The sequence below is a fragment of the Bifidobacterium sp. ESL0682 genome (genome assembly GCF_029392815.1).
Taxonomy (GTDB): domain Bacteria; phylum Actinomycetota; class Actinomycetes; order Actinomycetales; family Bifidobacteriaceae; genus Bifidobacterium.
The window spans coordinates 423,135-445,190 of the sequence record NZ_CP113942.1; the positions used below are offsets into that span (position 1 = coordinate 423,135).

A 22,056-nucleotide genomic window follows, 5' to 3' on the forward strand; every position below is an offset into this window, starting at 1 on the left:
AGCTTTTACGCTACAAAGATTGATTGGCGGAACTTTGAAGTGCTAGGTCAATTATTTTAAAGAGATTCTTAAAACATTGGAAGATGGAAACCGGAATGCAGAATAATTGCAAACATATTTGCGTAATTAACGATTCCGAGAAGCAGCACTGTTAAGTAAATGATTTTGTTTTTGAACTGCTGTTGGATTATGCAAAGGATCATTCCCAGTAAAATTCCGGAAACGAATATGACGCGCCGGCCAGAAGCATAAATGGTGGGGAGAACCACATGATTGCAGAGGCACAGAAAGCTGCCAAAAACAGAAACAGTACAATATACTTTTCCTGAACGTACCTTTGAATCAGCAAAGCCATGCACGCGACAAAAAGAATCCAGAAAAGATAGGGAAGCAGTCGCATCAAGAATGATGATGGTTGCTGGCCCATGAATTTGAACAGGGAGAAGCTCAACAGCAGATCGGTCTGGAAACATAGTACGCATAGCATCGCCAGAACGATAGCGCACACGATACTGTAGAATTTATCTTTTTCCCGCTCCCACTCTTGTCTGTAAGGAGGTCATCATGCCTCGAGATCATTGCAGACATAACCAAGCTGAAGGCGATGAGTGCGATAATCATGAATAGGAAGTTCGCGAAGAAATCAAATTCCCATGTGATGCCTTTGCTGATTTTCGTGGTGATCGGCATTTTGTCGAATCCTGGGTACCAGCGTTTTGTTTCGTGCTGTGTTCGTAGGTGTGTGCCGGGGCACATTAGCTCAATGATTAGTCCAATGATTGAAGCTACGAGAATGCCTATCGCCGGGAAGGTAAACTTATGCTTTTTTATGTACACATACGTAAGCGTGACAAGTGCGAAACCTACAACGCAGGGGCCCACCTGTTCGCAACCCAAAGAGGCGAGGAACGCACAGGCGATATAGAGACCACTATACTTCGTCGTCTTGTCGTGCACTACATTTGCTAGTGGAATGCACCCGAAAACGGCCAAGGCCATCGGCCACAGGTACACGACCGAGCCGGCGAGCCACAGGGCCGATTCCGTGATAAGTCGCGGCGTCAGCAACCAGAAAACAGCATACGAGAATAGGATATTGGAAGCAGTCACCTCACCGAATGCGACTTTCGACATTGCATATACTAGCAAAGTTAAGAAACATGCGTTGAGAATGCACCATATAAGCTGAGGCAGTGGAATGACCAGCGCAGCCATTGCATCCGAAAATAGGCGACCTGACCATGTCTGATAGCGGTTAGCCAACCAACTCAGGCCGTTCATTGCGCTGAGTTCTTTCTCATAGTCCAGGTCGTCGTCGACCCTCTTGACGATCAAAGAAATAAGAAGAGACAGTACCCAGCATGACAAGACCGCAGCGCAGACCCTATATGCATTGCGCTTCATTGCGTGTTTCAATGTGTTCATTCGGGGCTTCTTCTTTAGGGGAATGCTCAATCAGTCATTCCAAAGTTTACGAACGTTGTCGGCTTTCGCCGGGCTATGTCCTAAGTAACTGTGAGCAATACTAATCCATGATGGCGAATTCAAATGAATTCGATTCTGCATGGGAGTGCACTATTGTTTCTGCAGATATAGAATCTAAGCAATTGTATTATTGTGCGGAATCGTCAGTTTTTGGGCATGCCCCAAACCCTTCTGTTAACTGTACGGCTCCTGGAATTATTGTTCGGAATGTATTTCGTGCTTTTGGCATCGGGCTCCACGATATTTAGCGACCGTTCTTGTGTCCTTTTAGCGATTCGACAAGTTTTAAGTCTGTTTGCTATTATCTGGCGTCTACTTGTAGGTATAGGTTGTTTCTCTTTTTTGAAAATCGTGAAAGTGTCTTATTTGTGGAATTGCCAAACCGTAGTAAAAATACCAGTATCCGATTTTCTCGTTCATCGCCGTGGGGTTGGGTGCTCGACTTTCCTCTTTATCCTCTGCATCGATTCTGCAAATTCGAAGGAAAGCATGCGCAGAAATTCGTTCCGGTAATTACTAGAATTTCCCGATTTTCGTTTGATGCGTACATGGTTCACCCGTGGGTGTCGAAAGGTTGCATACGCTGGTTGACTAGTTCAAGTATCGGTTTGAGCAAGGGATATTTGCTTTTTATTATTATTTTCCTTTTGACCTATGTAGGTGCGGTTTGCTGGCTTGGATATTGTCGCTGGTCCCAGTTCTTCACAAATGGCTTCTGTTGATGGAATAAAATGTTCATCTTGAAAACATTAAGATGAATGTAATTTTGAGCTACAGTTTGTACCGATACGCTTATTCCTGTTGTTGTGGTTTTCGCCGACGATTTATGCTTTAGGCCATCGTACGCTCTTTGTGTCTGAAGCTTCATTGGCAATTATTCTTTGTCTGATACAGCATCACTTTCGTAACAAATTGTGTATTTTGTAGTGTTTATACCTGCGATTGGTAATGTTGTGAATACGTTTAGACTGATTCTTTATGCCGGTTATACTCTGTCCTTGTTTGGCTAAAAGAACTCGGGGTAGGGGCTGCGAAACCGTGTCTAAGTTTTCTCTATCCCCACTAGGCCTACTAATAAATAGTGCGCCCACTGAATTTATGATAATTTGTGAATTTCATATATAACTATCGATGTACAGAGTAGGATGTGGAAATAGATCGAGAGATTGTGGTGATGTCTGTACTCCACATTGTATAATTAAAGCGAGTGCTTGCGCAATGGGGAGATTGACGAATGAAGAAAGAACGACAATCGAACTTTGAAGCTTTGCGGCTTTGGGCGATGTTCATCATTACGTTCCACCATTTCGCGATGCATCAGGCTCTTCCTGTTGCGGTAACGATTCCCAAAGGAATTAACCGGTTTTTAGTAGAAGTTTTTATGCTTTCTCAGGGACAGATGGGGGTTATTCTTTTCTTTGCAATTACCGCCTATTTTCTCTGCGATTCGACTCCTTCTCTGCATAAAGCCTTTAAAAAGGCATGGTCTTTGGAATGGGAAGTGTTGTTCTGGTCTTTGATGCTTTCTGTGTTAAGCATTGCAAAGGGCTGGGGGCCGTTTCCAACTTCTTCCAAAAAAGGTTTCCTGAAATATTTTATAAGCGCGTTTACGCCTGTTCTTTCTGACACATGGTGGTTTACCACAGCTTATATGGGCTTTTTGGTACTATCCCCATTTCTGATCAAACTATTGCAAACGTTGACACAAAAATGGCATTTTGTGTTATCCATTATTGCTTTGGCAACGGGATTGAGTTCGCAAATTCCGATTATCAAGAAGTCTTTCACTGACGGTTCGGGATTCATCGACCTTGAACTCATTGGACTATTTATCATTATTGCCTACATTCGTTGGTATGCACCTGAATTGTTCAAGAAGCCTGTACTAAGTGTTGTCTGTCTGCTTATTGGGTATGCGTGGACGTCAGTACATGTTATTTTGCAATTCAATATGACTCCTCTTGCCTATAATCCAGCTGTGCTTTTTGAAGCTTTTGGCTGGTTCTCTTTATTCTGTAATCTGCATTTCCAATCGAAAATAGTTAATAGATTGGCGAAACATACGTTTGCTGTCTACCTCATCACCGAGTTCGGCACGATGAGGATTTTCTTGTGGCAGAAAGTGTTTTCAATTCAACCATTTCTTCATTCACCATGGCTGATTCTATATGCGCTTGCGGCTACGTTGACAATATATATCTCCTGTATGTTGCTGGATTGGGTAAGAAGCTTGATATTCAAAGTCACTGTTGATCGGTTCGAAGGCGTGCTGTTTGAGTGGCTGTGGAATTCAGTCAATCGAATCGTTACTCCCTGGGTGACAAAGGGCAAGGATGAAAAACAAATCGAATAGCATCTGACAGAATATTGAATGCTGTCAATTAATGGCAAAACTTGATTCTTGCGGTGTTTCAACTGTGTTTTCCATTATCGGTTTGAGAGGCAACATGTCCAGGTAGCATCGTTGGGCCAGCTCGGGGTGACGTTCCTGCTTTTCGCGGTGATGAGCATGAGAGCGCTGCAACTGTCGGGGAATTGGCTAAACGACCCTGGTTCTGCGGCGTATCTTGCGGTCGTGGTGTTCGATCATATTGTTGGTATGGATCAGTCTTCAGTGTTCTATGAGGAATTCCGGCGTCTGGCAGGTAGTCGTCTACCGATGCTCTCTCACAGGCAGGAAGGGCTTCCCCAAGTTTCCATCGAGTCCAAACTTGTCGGTCACTGATTCAGCCTTGTCGAGGGGCTTTCGCGATTTTCCGTGGTGAATGCAGCTTTGAGTTTCGTGGACATCTTTGCGTCATCGAAGGGGCACTTTGAAACGTACGTCGCTTTCGAAGTGGAGCATGCACCGCTGTTATTACGCCTTGGGAGCAGTTCACTGATTGAGTCATCCTGCCGGAGGAAACCCACTGAAGTGCATCTCCATGAGGATCTATCCGACGCTCGACTCGTACATCTGGTTGCGCTGGGTGACCGCCGACTTAAACGGCGCTCTTTCAATTTGAGGACCCTGCCCCACCGTTAGACTTCTTCATAATAGCTGGTGTGGTAGGTCTTCCTTCTACCACTGAACTCATCATGCGCCGCCTTTGCAACCTCGTCGGCTTCGGCGTTGAACATCGCGTTGATGATTTTCTTGACCTTTTTCGACGTCATCCGGTCGAGTTCGGTCTCGAACTTAGATTCGCTGACCCGTACGAGTTTGCTGGTGGGCATGGCGTTCGCCTGCTTACAATCGGTTTTCTCTGTTTACGATTGAAAATTGTACGCAGGAGGGAGATCACACCTCTATCAAACTCCAGAACTCAAAGTGCACAAATTACTGGACACCACTTTTGTTTGAGTAATGAAACTACCCATTATTCTGATTTAAGAAGTTGGAAAAAATTTGCTTTTAATATAGATGTGAAGTAGAGTGTGAAGCATGCAAATGCCGAAGATATTGTCAAAGTCGCCATTGTCCCTGGTGCTAGTTCAGGTGCGTTTCCCGTCCGGCCTGACTGCTCTTGGTGAACGAAATTATGACAAACTTAATGAATTATTTAATAATGATTACCCATTTGCCAAGACCAAGTCTGTTCCTCCTCTACAAATACAAACTGATTCTGGTACAATCCAGGTTGGCAATGTTACTCAGCGTAGAGTTTATAGTACGGCAGATTTGTCTTGGAATGTAACTATTGCCGAGTCTTTTATTAATGTTTACTGTATCTGTGAGCGAGATATACGAGCTTATACAGGGCGTGAAGATTGTGTTGATCGGTTAAAAGATGTTCTTGGCAAGATATCCACTTTAATTTCTGTCGATACGGTTTCTCGTATTGCATACAGATATGTTAATAGAATTCCATATAAAAATTTGCAAAAAGTTGAAGGGTTATTTAAATCGGAAAGTTTGGGATTTGTACAGAATTTCGCAACTTCGCGAATGGAACTTTCTAATTCCACGAATGAGGCGAATTTTGTCGTTGACCAAGATTCTTCCATTGTTCTTAATGTTCGATCTGGTGTTTTAGGACCTGGTGATGTGCCTGATCCTTCAGTGAAACCAATAAAAGATTCAAGTACCTGGGTCGTAGATATGGATGCTTCGCAGACTGAGAAGATACCGACTGATATAAGTGAAATGGCAGAACAGATTCGTCATTTGGCAAATATCGAGCATGACTTCTTTGCCCAGCATATTATTACTGAAGAATTTATAAAGGAATATAAGTAAGCTCTAAAATAGAAAGGTGAATGAAATGTCTGTAGCAATAATGGATTCATCTTCTACTGGTGACTTTCAATTAGTGAACGATGAACAACATATGCTAAATCATCAGTCTTTGTCCTTGGGCGAAGTCGCAAAACCTGTATTCGCATTATTAATGACAGCTGCTGTGCTTACGTTTACGACTGGGGAGGAAATCGCCTATATTCCAAAGAATTTCTCTACTTATAGTTATGCCGTTGATGATGTGGTGTTGTCGGCCGGAAATAAAGTTTCCGACGTTGACAATACAACTGTTGAACCAAAAACCGAAACAGATATTTCTAACAAAATAAGCTCGATTACAACAGAACAAAAGATTAAAGATTTTCATGATAAGTCTCAACTTACGTGGTCTCAGATTAGCAGACTTTTTGCAGTTAGTAGGCGTTCTGTTCATCTTTGGGCAGCAGGTGAAAGTATGGATGCAGGTCATGAAGAAAGATTGAATAATTTGATTGAGGATTTTAATTCGTTTGCTTCTCAAGATTATATAAGTATGAAATCTGCTTTATTGGATTCCAGCAAAGGAATGAGTCTTTTTCAAAAATGGCTAAATGAAGTTCAATTGCCTGATATTGTCAATCGTCAGCCTCTTTCTCCTCGTCAACTTATTGAGGCCTGAAATTGGAAAATAAGCAAGCATTTCCTATACTCAGAGAGCTCCGACAGGGCGATTGGGTTAATTCTGCGCGTTTGCAAGGTGAGGCTGCGAAATGTCTCTCAGAGGAGAAGAGGTTTGAGAATGGTTTTGTTATCCTGACGCAGACCTGTGATGTTGTGTCACCTTCAAAGGAAAGAATTCTACTTGCTCCTGTATTTGCTGTTGATAGTCAGACTGCTGATGATATCTGGCGCGGGAGAAGACCTACTAAAATTCCACTTAAGTTAATTCCACCGGAATTAAAAGATGGGAACGACTGGGTTGTTGACGCGACTTTTGCCTTTTCACTAAACAAACAAGTTTTTGAACAATCATATCGCTTTTATCATTGTGTAGATGTTAATTCTAGTGAGGAAGTTTCGGCTTTCTCAAATCGGATTGGGCGCGTGTTTACAAGGTTTCCTTTCCCGGACGAAGTTCATGATTGTTTGCGTAAAATTCAGAGTAAAGTGAGGGCAGCTGAAGGGAAAGATACCAAGCCATTGGCAGGGTTTTTGGACTTAACTCGTACGATACAAGTGTCTTGCGATGATTGGTCAAAACCTGAACGGCAGCTGCATTTCGTGTTTGTTATGCGCAGTGATGTCATTAACTACAGTGAAGACGATGGGATTATAAAATTTGATAGTCTAACCAAAGAACAAGTGAATTTGGAAAAATATGGGGTAAAGAAATGTAGTCGAGACCCTAAAAATATGAGTTTTTCTGATTTGTGCAGTTTAATATGTTTTTGGCGGGTCAGGACTCTAGAGATAATGTTGTTCTTGCTTCGTTGATTGAAGGTTGCATGACCCATATGGGTGAATTTATTTTCGGCGATATATCTAAATACGAGCCAGAAGTCAAAACTGTTAAATTTGATTGGAAGCCGTCAAAAGAATATAGTATTGATGAGATGGATCGTTCTTATAGCTTAGATTTGGAAGTACTGTCTGATTCCCATTTTGGGGATGATTCGTGATTGCAAAATTGATTCTTTAAAGATTCAACGATGGTATTTGATATTTGTCGCGGCGAGTTTTAGTGATTGTTGCAACATCCTTAAAATGAATCGGTGTGTTGCATGGGGCATGCGAGCAGGGTGTTACCATTCATACGGCTGGTCATTGATAATATGAACTACACGTAGGCGGCCTCTACGGTCGCGGTGACCAAATTACCGAACATTACCCATCGGCGCGACGACTATCTACCGGCTGTCAGTTTCTCGGCTGGTCATTGGTAGCTAATTTGCACCACCAACATGATTGAACGTTTCAACTGCAAGCTACACCGGCTAACCAAGGTCGTCGGTCAGTCCCCTCCCGACGGCCCAGCGCCCTCATACTCGTCAACGCGAAAATCAAACGTCACCCAGGACTGGTTGAACTGGTGATAGCCGGATATGTCGTTACTCGAACCGAAAATCGGAAAGACGATAGAAACGTCGCACATAGGCGACTAAAACTGAAAACCAAAGGCACGCAACAAGCTGGACATTATCTATGTATGTTGTGTTTTCTTTCTGATTAATAAATACACAAATAAAACGACTCCACTCAATACGGGGTTGCCTAGTCTCACGGCTAATATAAAATTTATGAAAGAAGAAGTATTTCAACCTAAGAACATCATCGTCACTGGTGGATGCGGGTTCATCGGATCGAATTTCGTGCATTATGTGGCGAAGAACCACCCAGAGACGCATGTCACCGTGCTTGATGCGTTGACCTATGCCGGCAACATCGAAAACATCAAGGGGCTGCCCGAAGATCAGGTCGAGTTCGTGCATGGCAACGTATGCGATGCCGAACTGCTCGACAAGATCGTTCCCGGCCACGACGCCATCGTGCATTATGCTGCAGAGTCGCACAACGACAACTCCATTGTCGATCCGGAGCCATTCATTCAGTCCAACATCGTCGGCACTTTCCGCCTACTCGAAGCGGCACGCAAGTACGACGTGCGTTACCACCAGATCAGCACCGATGAGGTCTATGGCGACCTCGCGCTCGACGATCCGCATCGTTTCACCCCGGAGTCCCCGTACCGTCCATCCTCGCCGTACTCCTCCAGCAAGGCTAGCGCCGATATGTTGGTTCGTGCCTGGCATCGTACCTATGGTCTGCGCACCACGATTTCGAACTGCTCCAACAACTATGGCCCCTACCAGCACGTGGAAAAGTTCATTCCGCGCCAGGTCACCAATATCCTCGACGGCATCCGTCCGAAGCTCTACGGCAACGGCCTCAACGTGCGCGATTGGATTCATACCGAAGACCATTCCAGCGCCGTCTGGACCATTCTCACCAAGGGTAAGGTCGGCGAGACCTACCTCATCGGTGCCGACGGAGAGCGTAACAATCTTGATGTTCTTCACGACATCTTGCGCGTGATGGGCCAGCCGGAGGACGCGTTCGACTGGGTGCGCGACCGTCCGGGCCACGACCGCCGCTACGCCATCGATCCGACCAAGCTCATGACCGATCTGGGCTGGAAGCCGCAGCACACCGATTTCGAGTCTGGTCTGAAGCAGACCATCCAGTGGTACACCGACAACGAGGACTGGTGGCGTCCGGCGAAGGCCGCTACCGAGGCCAAGTACAAGAAGCAAGGTCAATGATGCGGCTGCGTGCCGCTACCGGTGCGGTGCGGCACGCTTTGTCTTGGACAGTTCGGCAATGAGGACAATATAAACGAGGCTAGGATATGGCATTTGAATTTGAAAAGGACCTGAAGGTCACCAAGACGAACATCCCAGGGCTGCTGGTGTTGGATCTGCCGGTGCACGGCGACAACCGCGGCTGGTTCAAGGAGAACTGGCAACGCGCCAAGATGACCGAGCTCGGACTGCCCGACTTCGGCCCGGTGCAGAACAACATCAGCTACAACGATAAAAAGGCGTCACCCGCGGCATCCACGCCGAGCCTTGGGACAAATATATCTCCATCGCGGCCGGCGAGATTTTCGGCGCATGGGTCGACCTGCGTCCGGGCGAAAGCTTCGGCCAAGTCTATACGACTCGTCTTGATCCATCGCGGGCAATTTATGTGCCGCGTGGAGTGGGCAACAGCTTCCAGGCACTGCAGGACGGCACGGTCTATACGTATCTGGTGAACGCGCACTGGTCGTTGGAACAGAAGAAGACCTACACCTTCGTCAACCTTGCCGACCCCGATCTTCATATTGAATGGCCGATTCCGCTGGAGGAAAGCGAACGTAGCGACGCCGACCTGCATCACCCGATGTTGAAGGATGCCAAGCCCATGGCTCCTCGTCGTACATTGGTGACTGGCGCAAACGGGCAGCTCGGCCGCTCGATTCAGGCGTATGTCAAGGAACATGACCTGCAGGGCTTCGAGTTTACCGACCGTGACGAGTTTGATTTCTCCGACCCGAAAGCCTACGAAAGCTATGACTGGAGCCTGTACGGCACCATCATCAACGCCGGCGCCTATACCGCGGTCGATAAGGCCGAAACCGCCGAGGGGCGACGCGACGCGTGGATGGCCAACGCGCAAGGTCCGGCATTGCTCGCCAAAACCGCAAGGGAACACAACCTGACACTGGTGCACATCTCCAGCGATTACGTCTTTGACGGCACGCAGAAGGAACATAGCGAGACGGAGACGTTCTCGCCGCTCGGCGTCTATGGGCAAAGCAAGGCTGCAGGCGATATCGCAGTGGCCAATGTTCCTCGTCACTACATTCTTCGCTCCAGCTGGGTGATTGGCAACGGCCATAATTTCGTTAAAACCATGATGGGGCTTTCCGACCGTGTCGCGGATCCGCAGGACAAGCTGAACCAGGTCACCGTGGTTGACGACCAATTCGGCCGCCTGACCTTCACCGACGACATGGCGCAGGCCATCTTCCATCTGCTGGATGCCGATGCTGCTTACGACACTTACAACCTCACCGGAAGCGGTGCCGTGAAGAGCTGGGCGGATATTGCCAGGGAGGTCTTTGACGAGACCAACGGCAACGGCGACAAGGTCGTTCCGGTAAGTACCGACGAATATTATGCCCATGCCGCAGGCCCGATTTCGCCGCGCCCCACCAATAGCGCCTTGGATCTTGCCAAGCTGGAGGCGGCGGGGTACCGTCCCGCGGACTGGGAGCAGACGCTTATCAATTACGTGAGCGAGCAAAAACAATCGTAAACACCCATGTTGTCTCGACAATTGAGAGGGAACTGCATAGATGCAAATCAAGCGGATTCTCTCTCGGGTTGTCGGGACTAGGCTGGGTAAATATTCTTGCACATCGTCATTGTTGAAAGTGAGTCGAACATGAAGGGCATCATTCTTGCGGGTGGATCGGGGACTCGTCTATATCCGTTGACCACGGTCACCTCAAAGCAGCTGCTTCCTGTCTACGACAAGCCAATGATCTACTATCCGTTGAGCGTGCTGATGATGGCCGGCATCCGCGATATCCTGATCATTTCCACGCCGAAAGACCTACCGAATTTCGAACGGTTGCTGGGTGATGGTTCCGATTATGGCATCAAGCTGTCGTACAAGGTGCAGCCGAAGCCGGAAGGTCTGGCACAGGCGTTCACACTGGGCGAGGAGTTCATCGCTGGCGAGCCTTGCGCTCTGGTACTCGGCGACAACATTTTCTACGGCAACGGACTTCGACGTGTGCTCAAAGAGGCGGTTGACCTCGCTCAGCATGGTGAATCCACCGTCTTTGGCTACTATGTTGACGATCCCAAGCGCTACGGCGTCGTTGAGTTCGACGAGAATAAGAAGGCCATCAGCATTGAGGAGAAGCCCGAGCATCCTGCGAGCAATTATGCGGTGACTGGCCTGTATTTCTATGACGAGCGTGTGGTCGAATTGGCTAAGAAGGTCGAGCCCAGCGCTCGCGGAGAGCTTGAAATCACCGATTTGAACCGTATGTACCTTGAAGGCGGCTCTCTCAATGTGCGCACGCTTGGCAGGGGCTACGCTTGGCTTGACACGGGAACCATGGATTCACTCTATGAGGCCGGTGAGTTCGTGCGTTCTGTCGAAAAGGCCCAGGGGCTACCGATCGCGGCTGTCGAGGAAGCGGCATATGAGAACGGTTGGATTACCAGGGACCAGTTGCTTCAGGCGGCGGATAAATATCACAAGTCTGCATACGGTCGGCATCTCAAGGATGTCGCCGAAGACAAGATTATCGCCAAGGACAAGATCTCGGATATTTCCGAGTAAGACAGCTTCGGATATTTTTCTGAATACGTGTTTTTTCTCTTCTGTGGCTGATGAAGATTCGCGCTGATTCTTTTGTTCACAATGATTGTGCTGTGTCTTCCTCGAGTCCCAGCTATTCTTGATAAGTAGTATGAAGAAGTCCGTACGGCAATGCGAGGGAGAGCATCGATGAGTCGCAAGAAGGGGCACAGGAACTCTAAGTCTAAGGGTAAAGCTGCCGCTAGGATCCGTCTTGCAAACAACGTGAGTGCCGATGACAAGGACAAGCGTACTTCTGGTCAGATTGCCGTAAACGAAAGTCATGAAACCGCCGCTGATCGCCATGATCGAGCTGATGATAAACGTGATGACAGCCGTCCGATTCATCAGGACGATTCGATCCAAAGCGTTTCGGCTCAGGATACTCCAACTCAAAGTAGCCCAGAACCCGATGCCTCGATCGAGGAACTGACCATCGAGCCGCGTAAACCGCGCAAGTTGCCCCGGTGGACGTTTCACTCGATCATCGCGGTGTTGGTGGTTGCCCTTGTGGCGGCGGGCGTCGGCGTATGGGGTTATAGCCATTGGCGTCATATCGCTGTGAGTGTCAACGGCACTGAACAACAGGTGCGTGCCGACACCACGCTTGGCAAACTGGCGAAGGACAACCGCGATTTCGGCGCCAAGCCGGGCAGGTTGATTTCCGTGTCGGGCAAAGTTCTCAAATCAACCGGCGGAGAACCGGTGGTTTATAGGGTCAACGGGAAAAAGATCGCAAGCGTCGACGCGACAAAACATAAGACATCTAAAGAGAACTCCAAGGAAGCAACCGGCGTCCCTGCCAACCTTAACTCGGTCAAATTGCCCGAAAACGCAAGAATAAGCGTGAAGAGCGGCAAGGACGTCGTCGAAAAACATGATATCCAACGCACCGTGGTTCCATTCAATGTCATTATTAATGGGCATGGTGTCATCCAAAAGCTCAGGCAGGCCGGCAAAGATGGTTCAAGCGAAGTCTGGACCGGCAAGATTTCCGGTGAGCGTGTGAACAAAGGCGTGGTCACGCAGCCTCAGGACGTCATTGTCGACACGTTCTCGCCCAAGCCCGCAAGCTGCAAGGTGGTTGCGCTGACTTTCGACGATGGACCCAGCCAATACAGCGGCCCGATTCTTGACATATTGAAAGAGAAGGGCGCCAAGGCCACGTTCTTTGATATCGGCACGGGTTCGGCGGAATATCCGCAAATGGAGCAGCGCATGGTCGCCGAGGGCCATCAGGTGGCCAGCCACAGCAACACGCATCCGGACATGAAGAAACTGAATGCCGAGCAGTTGCGCACGGATATCTCCCAAGGTCTGGCGAACATCAAAACGGCTTCTGGGGTTACCACCAAGATGCTGCGGGCGCCATACGGCAATTTTGGTGTGGACCAGTGGCGCTATACCAGTGATTTGATCGATAGCAACGTGATATGGACCGTCGATACGCAGGATTGGAAGAAGCTTGGTGCGCCGGAAATCAGCGATGCCGCGCTTTCGAAGGCATACAACGGTGCCGTGATACTCATGCACGACGGTGGAGGCGACCGGTCGCAGGATATCGCGGCGTTGCCGGGCATTATCGACGGACTGAGAGGGCAGGGCTATGAGTTCGTCACGATCGACCAGCTCATCGCGATGAACGGCAAGTAGATTGGCCGCTGCTGCTGAGGTTGCTGCGCTGATGCGGGTTTGATGTTGTCGGCAAACGTTTGTGTGCTATTGTGCCGGTGAATGTTCGCGGTTTTGCATTGCATGCAATTGGGTGGTTTCTGCGTTTCATGATTGCTCATGGATAGAATGAAGGATATGCGCTGTTACCGAAGCTGAGTTGGAATAGTCTTGGTAGCTATTGTGTGTTAATGTTATGTTTTGTTAAGTTAGCAAAATAAGGAGTAGGAAATGACAACTGTGTTGGTTACCGGGGAGCCGGATATATCGGCACGCACACCGATGTGGAGCTGCTGAACAAGGGGTACAACGTCATCAGCGTCGATAATTACGTCAATTCCGTGCCTGAGGCGCTTGACCGTGTTAAGACCATCACCGGCAAAGAAGTCAAGCGTTACGACGGGGATGTGCGCGACGAAGAGCTGATGAATCGCATCTTCGATGAAAACGACGTCGACTGGGTCATCCACTTCGCTGGCCTCAAGGCTGTGGGCGAGTCCGTTGCCAAGCCGATCGAGTATTACGACAACAACCTCACCGGAACCATGGTTCTCCTGAAGGCCATGCGCGACCACAACGTCAAGAAGTTCATCTTCTCCTCGTCCGCCACGGTTTACGGTGCAGCCGAACATCTGCCGCTCACCGAGGAGAGCCCGGTCGGTGGCACTACCAACCCGTATGGCACTTCCAAGCTGTTCCAGGAGCAGATTCTGCGCGACGTCCATGTTGCCGACGATTCCTGGACCATCGTGCTGCTGCGTTACTTCAACCCGGTCGGCGCCCACGAATCCGGACTGCTTGGCGAGGACCCGAAGGGCATTCCTGCCAATCTCACCCCGTACATCGCCAAGGTGGCGCTGGGCGAGCTCAAGGAAGTCCAGGTCTACGGCGACGATTATCCGACCCCGGACGGCACCGGCGTGCGCGATTACATCCACGTTGTCGACCTTGCCAAGGGCCATGTCGCGGTGATCGACAAGATCAACAACCCCGGCGTCTATACCTACAACCTCGGCACGGGCCATGGCTATTCCGTTCTCGAGGTCATCAAGGCTTACGAGAAGGCTGCGGGCCACGAGCTCCCATACGCCATCAAGCCCCGTCGCCCCGGTGATATCGCGGCCTGCTATGCGGATTCTTCCAAGGCCGAGCGTGAGCTGGGCTGGAAGGCCGAGCTCGGCATCGACGAGATGGCTGCTTCCTCGCTCAACTGGCAGACCAAGAACCCGAAGGGCTTCCGCAAGGACTGACGTTTCTTTAGTCTGATTTGTTGAAAGGCTGTTGTTGTGCTCAGTGCATGGCAACAGCCTTTTTGATATGACTAGTCGTTTGATGCGAACGGTTTTAATACTTGTCGATCGCATCGAATATTCAGACAAAAAGCTATTGAGCTCGTTACGAATGTTGACGGTTGTCAACAATGTCATTTGTTTATGAGTCTTAACAAATATTGATAGAGAGGGATGTCAAGAATAACGACGCAGTTTTTAAGAGTAAACTAAAAGCTTTGCTTGAATACAAATTGGGGCTTCCGGAATTACCGGAAGCCCCAAACGATTATTTACCGAGCACTGAACTCAGTAGCTGTGAGCGCTGAGCCAGTGGGCATAAGCGCCTTGCACGCCACCATAGCGGCCACAGTAGCTCCAGAACCATTTGAGCTGGGTCTGATAGTTGGTGGCCCAGTCCGCGCCAGCACTTGCCATCTTGCTGCCCGGCAACGCCTGGGGAAGGCCATAAGCGCCAGAAGGATTCTGTGCGTTGATGCGCCAGCCGGATTCGTGGCTGATGATGTAGACGGTGGCGGTGAAGTCCGCCTCCGAGCCACCTGTAGAAAGCAGGTAGTCGTGCGCCCACTGCTGCATCTCGCCGACAGGAACGGTGGAGCCGATGTTCGCGGCTGCGTTGGAAACAGGTGAATTGGAACCGGTGCCCACAAGGATGACCTTGTCGACAGGAGCCTGCTTCACGAATGAAGTGAATACGTTGGAAGAGACGGTCTTGTCGCCGGCCTTCGTGACGAGGCTCGTGGTCTCCATTACGCCTTCCTGACCTTCGGACTCAACCTTCTGCTGGCCCTTGGGCAATGCGGACGTTTCCTTGGTTACCACGTTGAAACCAATGGGGGCGTCGGAAGTCTCGAGATTGGCATCGGCCCGCTCGATGGTGATGACGGTGGATTCGTTGACTTTGGTCTTGAGATCCGGCTTAACGACGTCGCCTGTTTCCAAGGTGATGTCACCTTGGTCGAGCACGGACTTGACATTGGTGAAGTGGGAGCCGACCACGGCACGGTTCTTGCCGTTGATCTTGACAGTGACGTAGGTGTCGCCAGCCTTGCCGCCACGTAGATTCTCGCGGTCTGCGCCACGGGAGACACCAAGTGCATTGGTGTCGGTCGCCGAATATGAAGTGACGCGAGTGAGAGAATCCTGCTGCGTATTATGGGCATGAACGGCAAAGAAGCTGCCGCCCACCAGTGCCACAACCGCTGTTGCTGACGCCGCGATCTTCAGCCACTGGCGTTTGCTCAGCGACCTCAGGGTCTTGGTTTGCTTACGGTGGTTAGCCTTAGCCATTTGCCTTAAATACTCCTAGGTAGTCCTACAGTTTCTGGCACATCAAACAACGGGCGTGCCGTTAGTCTCTCTCAACTCTTAACGTACTCTTTCGCACCAACTACACGCGCGAAATGTAACGCTGCAAACTGTTGCAGTCCGCATCAGCGGATACGTCATTACATCACAAAACATCCACTATTATAACGCGTCACTCGGAACAATCGGGAGGTTGAGCATTCCCTGTACCATGTGTCGCTTTTGTGGTCGTCGATGATTGTCTTGAAAACCGCGTCGTTTCTCGGCTCCAGAAAGCAATATGCCGATAGCCAAAACATATCGGCTATCGGCATATCGGTTTGAAATGTTGAGAACGCACTTATTTCAAATGTCGTTTGAAGTCCGGGCTAAAACGGATTCGTACTTGTTGCCAATTGAATCCAAGTCCGGTTTTGTTCAGGCGTTCGCGTCTTCCTTGGCATTGACATCAAGAGCGCGAGCCTGCTTGATGACCTCGTCGAGGTCGGAGGCGCGCAACGCGCCTGCCTGCTTGAAGATGATCTGGCCTTTCTTGGCGATCATCAGCGTAGGGACGGCCTGAATCTCGGCTGCCGTGGCGAGGTCCTGGTTCTGGTCGATGTCGACCTTGCCGAAGACGATGTCGGGGTTGGCCTCGCTGGCCTTCTCGTAAACCGGGCCGAATGCCTTGCACGGGCCGCACCAAGTGGCCCAGAAATCAACCAACACGAGATCGTTGTTGGTGATGGTCTCTTCAAAGTTCTTTGCCGTCAAAGTCTGCGTTGCCATGATTGTGGCTCCTTTCGCTTGTGCGATGCACCGAATCTGGCTTTGCAATGGCCTCAGACCCGATGTACTGTCCAGTTTCGCAGTAAACCCCAACATTGCTAAGCCAGTGACGAAAAGAACGGTCGTTTCGCGCATTCGTCAGCCTTCAAGTCGATAATGGAGCCATGGCAGTCTTGAATGATGAAGTGCCCGACGAGGGCGATTTCGATGCGGGGCGGCATCGTGGCGAATTCGACAGCATCACGCCCGAGGACTTTGTGCGCGGGGGCAGCAACGGCAACCCTCCAGGGTGGCTTTCGCCGCATGACATCGACGAGGCGCGTGCCAAGCTGCCCATCGTCTATGTCGAAGTGGTTCCGGTGCACACCGATGAGATGGGGCGCGTCTCCGAGGTGGGCTCATTGCTTCGCGTAGGCGACAGCGGTTCTGTGGAACGTACGTTGATTACCGGCCGCATTCTCTTCCATGAGACGATTCGGGAGGCCATAGCCCGCAATATTGCCAAGGATCTGGGCGATCTCGCCTTGCCGATGTTGCCTGCGAACCTGCAGCCTTTCACCGTGGCGGAGTTCTTCCCGACTCCTGGCATTTCAGAGTTCTACGATTCTCGCCAGCATGCCATCGCACTGTGCTACGTGGTGCAGATTTCCGGCGACTGCAAGCCGCTCGATCGCACGTTGGATGTGGAATGGTGCGATGTGAACAGCAAACAGCTCGACACGTTCGTCGATCAGATGTCAGGCGGGCACGGCCAGATTATTCGTCGCGCGCTCTCGTGGGCCGGTGTGGGGGAGTAGCCAACAGCCGGCAGAACGTAAAACGTGTTGACGTTTCAGCATGGGGAGTCACTGCGCCCATATGGGGCAGAATCTACTCCTGATACATTCCTAGTTGTTGTGGAAAGAATGGCATGAATATTCGTATTAATAACAAGGTCTACCGCTCGGGCGAGGGGATTCCGCTGATTCTTCTGCACGCGTTTCCCGTCGACGCGAGAATGTGGGACGATTGCGCGGCAAGCCTTATCAGCTTGGGCAACGAACGCGGGATAGAGCCGTTCCCGATTTGGGCACCAGACGCACCTGGCGCCGGCGAGGCTTCGATTCCCGACGCTCATGCCACTGGTGCGGTTGCGGCCGATGGCGCGTACGCCGAAGCGATGGATAGACTCGCTGGAGCCTATGTTTCGATGTTGCATGTTACCGGGCATGCCAAGGCGATTTGGGTCGGTCTGTCAATGGGCGGTTATGTGACGATGGATGTGCAGCGTCTATACCCCGAAACCGTTGCAGGGCTAGCCTTATGCGACACCACCACGGCGGTTGACAGCCCTGAAGCCCGGGCGAATCGTCTTAGGATTGCCGATACCTGCACGGACGATAACACCGTGGAGCCCGTCATGCATTTCGCGCGACCGCAAGCAGGCGATTCCAGCGTTAAGCAAGGCCAGCAATTCCAAGACACGATGACCAGTTGGATCAAGAGCCAGAATCCGGAAGGCCTCGCTTGGCGTGAGCGCATGGCCGCCGGGCGAGTGGACACCACCGACCAGCTGGCTCGCATAGCCGTTCCCGCAGCTGTGGTGAGCGGAGAAAACGATCCCTCAAGCCCGCCGGCAAAAATGCGCCCGATCGCGGAGGCCATGACTTCCACAAAAGCCACGTTCACCGCGATACCGAATTGCGGGCATTTCAGTGCTGTGGAGCATCCCGACACCGTTGCTTCGGCATTGCTTGATCTGGTCGATCGGGTGCAAAAATCCGCCTGATGTATTCGGTGCCATCACAGTCTGGCAATACAATTGTTGTCGAGTTGTGAATGGTGCGTGCAGTCGCGATAGCTATGGTCTTTTGCGGGCTCATTGAAAAGCAAGTGCGAATTTAGCGTAATTTAGCGTAGTCATTCACTTAAGTCTTAAGGTAAAGAGGTTTGTTATGGCCACTTCGTTCTCATCGTTGGCGTTGACCCAGGTGCTGCCGTTTTTGCCGTTGGCACAGGGCGACATCGATTATCAGACCGAGCGCAGAGGCGACCCAAACCTCATCAAAACGGTGCTTGCGCAGGACGGGACCACCGTGGTCTTCGTGCGAGATGGCCTGTTGGCAGTGCCTGACGGGCAGGCGGCGCGAGTCGATTACGAAACCGCGAAGATACGGTTGGCGGGTGTGCCGGGCGAATATGTCCTACGTGAGCTTGGCGATAGCCTTGACGATTGCGAGCAGACCGGCGTCATTGCGATGTTCCTTGGCAGTTATGATGTATCCTCGTCGCATCCTCAGGCCGTGGTTGCCCTTGATGTGTCTGGTTTGGCGAAACGTTGCGAAAAGGATAATGGCAATAACACTGGCGAAGCGGCCGATGTGCCTTCGTCAATCGTGCTGAGCCGAGCCCTGGAACGTTTTGATTGGGTCTCGTTGCTTGGGTTCGCGCCTCACGCTTCAGCTCGCGAGGCCGGCCAGGCCACCACGGCGACGGCGCTGAGCATGTGGCACCATTCGCAGCGCCATTGCCCGCGATGCGGCTCAGCGGTCCGTCCGGCGATGAGCGGATGGGCCCAGCAATGCGTCAATGAAAGCTGCGAGGCACATTCTTCACTGCTGTTCCCTCGCATCGAGCCGGCGGTCATCACCTCCATTGTTGACGGACAGGGGCGGTTGCTGCTGCAACACAACAAGGCTTGGAAAGATCCTTCGTTGTATTCGGTCTGCGCCGGGTTCGTCGAGGCTGGCGAAAATCTGGAACATGCCATCAAGCGCGAGGCGGGGAGGAAACGGGTCTTCAGCTGGGCGAAGTGAAGTATTTGGGGTCGCAGCCCTGGCCTTTCCCGGCCTCGTTGATGGTCGCGTTCAAGGCTCGTGCGCTCAGCACCGATATCAAGGTGGATGGCCGAGAAACCCTTGAAGCGAGCTTTTTCACCCGCGATGAATTCACCGATGCGCTGACCATGGGGCGTATATCACAACCCGGCAAAGCGACCATTGCTCGATACATGATTGAGGAATGGTACGGCCAGGAGCTGTAGTCGAAAACCCACCTTTGGGTATCGTGAAAACAGTGCAATACGAACGAATTTTTACCATTGTCTACGTTTCGTTTGCGCGATGTGAAATACATCATTTGTTTATTGCCCACGGCGTTACTGATAGTCAAATCATTGAGATATTCTGATTATTCGGTACGCCGAGAAAGGCATCTGGAGGAAGTAGCGAGGAATGAACGACGTGATCAACAGCGGTGGTGAGCCTGAGGCATTGACCAGCGAGCTTAGTCAGGCCGATATCGCTGCCCTTGGAATAGGGACTCACGGAAAGCATGAGCACAGCAAGCACCGGTTGCCGATAATCATCGCAGCTGTAGCGTTCGTGGTTCTCATCGTGGCGTTGGTCGCGGCCTACTTCGGCGCGCAGTTCTATTACAAAGACAAGGCCGCTCCGGGTGTGCATCTGGGCAACGTCGCGGTGGCGGGGCAGAGCACCGCGCAGCTCAAGCAGACGGTCGATCGCGAAGTGAGCGATTCGAAGGTTCTTATTTCCGACGGTCAGGGCAAAAAGACGACTGCCAGTTTCAAAGATCTCGGCGTGAACGTCGATGTCAACAAGACAGTGCAGGATCTGTTGGCCGCGAAGGGCAATGGTGCGGGTCGCGTCGCCCCATTCTCACAGTCGGACGTCAAACTGGTCGCCACGACCTCTGACATGCCGATTAATACCTACCTGACCAATACTTTTGTCAAAGACAATGACAAGGCCGTGCCCTCGAGCATCGCTTTCGATGGCAATAATGCGTTTGTGGCGAAGGCTGGCCATGGCGGGCGCTCGCCTGAAATGAGCGGCGTCAAGCGTTCCATCGACACCCTGATTGCGAACCCGGGGCAGGTGCAGACCGCCAAGATTACCTATAAGACGATCGATGCCCCCATCTCTCAAAGCACTGCTGAAACCGCAGCGGCATCAGCCAATAAACTTCTGGCCAACAAGATCGTCATCAACAATGGTGATGCTCGTAAATTTGAGGTTCCTGTCGGGCAACTGGCTTCCTGGATCAAGCCGAACGCCAACCTTGAAAAGGGCACCATTTCGCTTGATATCGACAAGAATGCCATCACCAATTACCTCAATGCCGAAATTCCTGGAAAGCTCAATCAGGACATGGTGAGCCAGCAGGACATCATCGACAGTACGGGCAACGTGCTGCTAACGATGACCAAAGGTGTCAACGGCGTCAAGGTCAAGGATTTCAACCCGGTGATTGACCAGGTTTACAACGCGCTTACCGACTCTCAGCCTGCCAATATCCAAGTGGCGGCGGATGTCACCAAATTCGATGTCAAGCAGACCAAGCCGCAGATGCGCCTCGTTGTCGACCGTGCTTCGCAGACCGTCACCGTTTACAAGGATGACCAGCAGGTGCAGTCCTTCCCCGTGTGCACCGGCAAGCCGGGACACGAGACGAGCCTGGGCACCTATGTCATCAATGTTCGTTACACCACTCAGACCATGCGCGGCGAGGATTATGTGACCCCCAATGTGCAATGGGTCAGCTACTTCAACGGCGGGCAGGGCTTCCACGGTGCTCCGTGGAATCCGACCGGCATCGGCACGGGCGACCCTGCGGGGCATGGCTCGCACGGCTGCGTCAATATGAATGTGTCCGACGCCAAGTGGATTTTCGACAACTGTCCTCAGGGCTCTCTGGTGCAGGTCGTCGGCAACCAGCCCAGCGGCCCGGTTCGCTAAAGTTCCGGTTCGACGTTTTTTCGATACGGCATTTCGCTTGCTTGACAGACGAGATGCCGTTTTATTTCGCGCCAAGCAAGACGGCTAGCGCCGCGATGCTGTAATCTGGCAGCATGAGTGAAAACAATATGAATGACACCGATATCGAAGAAACTGCTGACTCCAACGCCGTCAACGGTGCTGCGGGTATGGCCGATCCGGCCAGCAAGGCCGCTGCTTTGGACGTGCCTGATCATCTGCAATATTCCGGCGATCATGTTTGGGTTGATGACGAGGAGGGATTGGCCGTCATCGGCATCACCGAATATGCGGCCAATCAGATGGGCGAAATCGTCTATGTCGACTTGCCAGAGTCCGGCACGCCGGTGCGCTCCGGCGATGAGATCGTCGAGATGGAAAGCGCCAAGACGGTGCAGAATCTCATCTCACCGGTCGACGGCATCGTGAAATACGTCAATCAGGCGGTTGCGGACGACCCGCAGGTCATCAACAACGACCCGTATGGCGAGGGCTGGATACTGAAGATCGAGCTCGATGACGACGAGCCTGAGCTCATGGATGCCGACCAATACGCCGCCATGGTCAAGCGAGCTCAATGATCGTGTTGCTGCTTTGGTGAGCGGGCGGTGGCGGAACGGCCGCGAGCTGAGGCAGGAATATCAATGTGTCAACGGAAAAAACG

General features: G+C 51.0%; 18 protein-coding genes and 3 pseudogenes. 16 read left to right on the forward strand and 5 right to left on the reverse strand.

All coding sequences use genetic code 11. The annotated features are described in order from the left end of the window. Positions 1–68: 68 nt before the first annotated feature. Together OZX57_RS01740 and OZX57_RS01745 are read right to left on the reverse strand one after the other, a co-directional pair. Positions 69–482, reverse strand: a complete 414-nt coding sequence (locus OZX57_RS01740) for a hypothetical protein (RefSeq protein WP_277162474.1) — start codon at positions 480–482, stop codon at positions 69–71. Next, positions 448–1,425: a DUF6056 family protein gene (locus OZX57_RS01745; protein WP_277162475.1), complete on the reverse strand. Its 978-nt coding sequence runs from the start codon at positions 1,423–1,425 to the stop codon at positions 448–450. The genes OZX57_RS01740 and OZX57_RS01745 overlap by 35 nt, the downstream gene beginning before the upstream one ends. Positions 1,426–2,719: 1,294 nt before the next feature. Here OZX57_RS01745 and OZX57_RS01750 point away from each other — a divergent pair. Beyond that, positions 2,720–3,838, forward strand: coding sequence for an acyltransferase (locus OZX57_RS01750; protein WP_277162476.1), 1,119 nt, complete (start codon positions 2,720–2,722; stop codon positions 3,836–3,838). A 111-nt stretch (positions 3,839–3,949) separates the two neighbouring features. Then, complete coding sequence (locus tag OZX57_RS01755; RefSeq protein WP_277162477.1) at positions 3,950–4,210, forward strand: hypothetical protein; 261 nt, start codon at positions 3,950–3,952, stop codon at positions 4,208–4,210. 296 nt (positions 4,211–4,506) lie between these two features. Here the strand turns inward: OZX57_RS01755 and OZX57_RS01760 are convergent, their stop codons facing one another. Then, positions 4,507–4,701, reverse strand: coding sequence for a hypothetical protein (locus tag OZX57_RS01760; protein ID WP_277162478.1), 195 nt, complete (start codon positions 4,699–4,701; stop codon positions 4,507–4,509). A 208-nt stretch (positions 4,702–4,909) separates the two neighbouring features. Between OZX57_RS01760 and OZX57_RS01765 the strand changes: the two genes are divergently transcribed. From OZX57_RS01765 to galE, 9 genes and pseudogenes are all read left to right on the forward strand, one after another. Further along, complete coding sequence (locus OZX57_RS01765; RefSeq protein ID WP_277162479.1) at positions 4,910–5,704, forward strand: TIGR04255 family protein; 795 nt, start codon at positions 4,910–4,912, stop codon at positions 5,702–5,704. A gap of 25 nt (positions 5,705–5,729) precedes the next feature. Beyond that, a complete protein-coding gene (locus OZX57_RS01770) occupies positions 5,730–6,362 on the forward strand; it encodes a hypothetical protein (protein ID WP_277162480.1) in 633 nt (210 codons plus the stop codon). Positions 6,363–6,364: 2 nt separating this feature from the next. After that, positions 6,365–7,177 carry a hypothetical protein gene (locus OZX57_RS01775; protein WP_277162481.1) on the forward strand — a complete coding sequence of 271 codons (813 nt, stop codon included), beginning with the start codon at positions 6,365–6,367 and terminating at the stop codon, positions 7,175–7,177. 20 nt (positions 7,178–7,197) lie between these two features. Beyond that, positions 7,198–7,362, forward strand: a complete 165-nt coding sequence (locus tag OZX57_RS01780; RefSeq protein WP_277162482.1) for a hypothetical protein — start codon at positions 7,198–7,200, stop codon at positions 7,360–7,362. A gap of 618 nt (positions 7,363–7,980) precedes the next feature. Beyond that, positions 7,981–9,003 carry a dTDP-glucose 4,6-dehydratase gene (rfbB, locus tag OZX57_RS01785; protein WP_277162483.1) on the forward strand — a complete coding sequence of 341 codons (1,023 nt, stop codon included), beginning with the start codon at positions 7,981–7,983 and terminating at the stop codon, positions 9,001–9,003. An 86-nt stretch (positions 9,004–9,089) separates the two neighbouring features. After that, positions 9,090–10,543, forward strand: a pseudogene (locus tag OZX57_RS01790) (bifunctional dTDP-4-dehydrorhamnose 3,5-epimerase family protein/NAD(P)-dependent oxidoreductase). A gap of 129 nt (positions 10,544–10,672) precedes the next feature. After that, positions 10,673–11,584, forward strand: coding sequence for a glucose-1-phosphate thymidylyltransferase RfbA (gene rfbA, locus OZX57_RS01795; protein ID WP_277162484.1), 912 nt, complete (start codon positions 10,673–10,675; stop codon positions 11,582–11,584). A 243-nt stretch (positions 11,585–11,827) separates the two neighbouring features. Further along, entirely contained in the window at positions 11,828–13,255 is a 1,428-nt protein-coding gene (locus OZX57_RS01800) for a polysaccharide deacetylase family protein (protein ID WP_277162485.1), read from the forward strand. A gap of 249 nt (positions 13,256–13,504) precedes the next feature. Beyond that, positions 13,505–14,523: pseudogene (gene galE / locus OZX57_RS01805) on the forward strand (UDP-glucose 4-epimerase GalE). Positions 14,524–14,850: 327 nt separating this feature from the next. Here the strand turns inward: galE and OZX57_RS01810 are convergent. Further along, positions 14,851–15,852 carry a G5 domain-containing protein gene (locus OZX57_RS01810; protein ID WP_277162486.1) on the reverse strand — a complete coding sequence of 334 codons (1,002 nt, stop codon included), beginning with the start codon at positions 15,850–15,852 and terminating at the stop codon, positions 14,851–14,853. Positions 15,853–16,287: 435 nt separating this feature from the next. Continuing rightward, entirely contained in the window at positions 16,288–16,638 is a 351-nt protein-coding gene (gene trxA, locus OZX57_RS01815; RefSeq protein WP_277162487.1) for a thioredoxin, read from the reverse strand. 164 nt (positions 16,639–16,802) lie between these two features. Between trxA and OZX57_RS01820 the strand changes: the two genes are divergently transcribed. The 5 genes and pseudogenes from OZX57_RS01820 (at position 16,803) to gcvH (ending at position 21,973) form a co-directional block, all read left to right on the forward strand. Then, positions 16,803–17,435: an NUDIX hydrolase family protein gene (locus OZX57_RS01820; RefSeq protein WP_277162488.1), complete on the forward strand. Its 633-nt coding sequence runs from the start codon at positions 16,803–16,805 to the stop codon at positions 17,433–17,435. Between the two features lie 113 nt (positions 17,436–17,548). Beyond that, positions 17,549–18,406, forward strand: coding sequence for an alpha/beta hydrolase (locus OZX57_RS01825; RefSeq protein WP_277162489.1), 858 nt, complete (start codon positions 17,549–17,551; stop codon positions 18,404–18,406). A 166-nt stretch (positions 18,407–18,572) separates the two neighbouring features. Next, positions 18,573–19,660: pseudogene (gene nudC / locus OZX57_RS01830) on the forward strand (NAD(+) diphosphatase). Positions 19,661–19,850: 190 nt separating this feature from the next. Beyond that, complete coding sequence (locus tag OZX57_RS01835; protein WP_277162490.1) at positions 19,851–21,374, forward strand: L,D-transpeptidase; 1,524 nt, start codon at positions 19,851–19,853, stop codon at positions 21,372–21,374. 188 nt (positions 21,375–21,562) lie between these two features. Continuing rightward, on the forward strand, positions 21,563–21,973 hold the full coding sequence (gcvH, locus tag OZX57_RS01840; RefSeq protein ID WP_277162899.1) for a glycine cleavage system protein GcvH: 411 nt from the start codon (positions 21,563–21,565) through the stop codon (positions 21,971–21,973). The last annotated feature ends 83 nt before the right edge of the window (positions 21,974–22,056 follow it).

What these genes read in the sequence shown, in the direction of transcription:
- rfbA (WP_277162484.1), top strand. Translation starts at nt 10,673, where the DNA reads ATGAAGGGCATCATTCTTGCGGGTGGATCGGGGACTCGTCTATATCCG.
- OZX57_RS01750 (WP_277162476.1), top strand. Translation starts at nt 2,720, where the DNA reads ATGAAGAAAGAACGACAATCGAACTTTGAAGCTTTGCGGCTTTGGGCG.
- OZX57_RS01760 (WP_277162478.1), bottom strand. Translation starts at nt 4,701, where the DNA reads ATGCCCACCAGCAAACTCGTACGGGTCAGCGAATCTAAGTTCGAGACC.
- OZX57_RS01820 (WP_277162488.1), top strand. Translation starts at nt 16,803, where the DNA reads ATGGCAGTCTTGAATGATGAAGTGCCCGACGAGGGCGATTTCGATGCG.
- OZX57_RS01835 (WP_277162490.1), top strand. Translation starts at nt 19,851, where the DNA reads ATGAACGACGTGATCAACAGCGGTGGTGAGCCTGAGGCATTGACCAGC.
- OZX57_RS01740 (WP_277162474.1), bottom strand. Translation starts at nt 482, where the DNA reads ATGCGTACTATGTTTCCAGACCGATCTGCTGTTGAGCTTCTCCCTGTT.
- OZX57_RS01810 (WP_277162486.1), bottom strand. Translation starts at nt 15,852, where the DNA reads ATGGCTAAGGCTAACCACCGTAAGCAAACCAAGACCCTGAGGTCGCTG.
- OZX57_RS01780 (WP_277162482.1), top strand. Translation starts at nt 7,198, where the DNA reads ATGGGTGAATTTATTTTCGGCGATATATCTAAATACGAGCCAGAAGTC.
- trxA (WP_277162487.1), bottom strand. Translation starts at nt 16,638, where the DNA reads ATGGCAACGCAGACTTTGACGGCAAAGAACTTTGAAGAGACCATCACC.
- rfbB (WP_277162483.1), top strand. Translation starts at nt 7,981, where the DNA reads ATGAAAGAAGAAGTATTTCAACCTAAGAACATCATCGTCACTGGTGGA.
- OZX57_RS01770 (WP_277162480.1), top strand. Translation starts at nt 5,730, where the DNA reads ATGTCTGTAGCAATAATGGATTCATCTTCTACTGGTGACTTTCAATTA.
- OZX57_RS01825 (WP_277162489.1), top strand. Translation starts at nt 17,549, where the DNA reads ATGAATATTCGTATTAATAACAAGGTCTACCGCTCGGGCGAGGGGATT.
- OZX57_RS01765 (WP_277162479.1), top strand. Translation starts at nt 4,910, where the DNA reads ATGCAAATGCCGAAGATATTGTCAAAGTCGCCATTGTCCCTGGTGCTA.
- gcvH (WP_277162899.1), top strand. Translation starts at nt 21,563, where the DNA reads ATGGCCGATCCGGCCAGCAAGGCCGCTGCTTTGGACGTGCCTGATCAT.
- OZX57_RS01745 (WP_277162475.1), bottom strand. Translation starts at nt 1,425, where the DNA reads ATGAACACATTGAAACACGCAATGAAGCGCAATGCATATAGGGTCTGC.